At 56.5% G+C, this 1,043-nt stretch carries 1 protein-coding gene; it reads left to right on the top strand.

What is annotated here, in order from left to right; genetic code table 11:
* Positions 1–1,043, top strand: a 1,043-nt coding sequence (gene tuf, locus AC3Y7R_RS16860) for an elongation factor Tu (protein ID WP_490043234.1), incomplete at both ends; no start/stop codon positions are given.

The raw sequence follows: 1,043 nt of genomic DNA on the forward strand, positions 1-1,043 counted from the left end.
GCCTATGACGAGATTGATGGCGCGCCGGAAGAGAAAGCCCGCGGGATCACGATTTCGACTGCTCACGTTGAGTATGAGACTGAGGCCCGCCACTACGCACACGTTGACTGCCCCGGCCACGCTGACTACGTCAAAAACATGATCACTGGTGCTGCCCAAATGGACGGCGCGATCTTGGTTGTGAACGCTGCTGATGGCCCAATGCCACAGACTCGTGAGCACATCTTGTTGGGCCGCCAAGTTGGTATCCCTTACATGGTCGTCTACATGAACAAAGTTGACCAAGTGGACGATGACGAGCTGCTTGAGCTGGTTGAAATGGAAATCCGTGAGCTGTTGTCCTCGTATGAGTACCCTGGCGACGACATTCCTGTGATCCCTGGCTCGGCTTTGGCTGCTATGGAAGGCCGCGACAATGCTATCGGCGAGGACTCGATCCGCGCTCTGATGGCTGCTGTTGATGAGTACATCCCGACACCTACACGTGCTGTTGACCAGCCGTTCTTGCTGCCAATCGAGGATGTGTTCTCGATCTCTGGTCGCGGTACAGTTGTAACTGGCCGTATCGAGCGTGGCGTTGTGAATGTTGGTGACGAGCTGGCCATCGTGGGCATCCGCGACACTGGCAAAACGACTTGTACCGGTGTTGAAATGTTCCGCAAATTGCTGGATCGCGGTGAAGCTGGCGACAACGTTGGCGTTCTGCTGCGCGGCATCGACCGTGATGGCGTTGAGCGTGGTCAAGTTTTGGTTAAGCCGGGCTCGGTGACACCACACACCAAGTTTGAGGCCGAGGCCTACATTCTGACCAAAGAAGAGGGTGGGCGTCACACGCCGTTCTTTGCCAACTACCGTCCACAGTTTTACTTCCGGACAACGGATGTGACCGGGACTGTTCAACTGCCGGAAGGCACGGAAATGGTTATGCCGGGCGACAACCTGAAGTTCGACGTTGAACTGATCGCACCGATCGCCATGGAGCAAGGCCTCCGTTTCGCGATCCGCGAAGGTGGCCGTACTGTTGGCGCCGGTGTTGTGTCGAA

The sequence above is a fragment of the Litoreibacter sp. genome, from assembly GCF_058136045.1.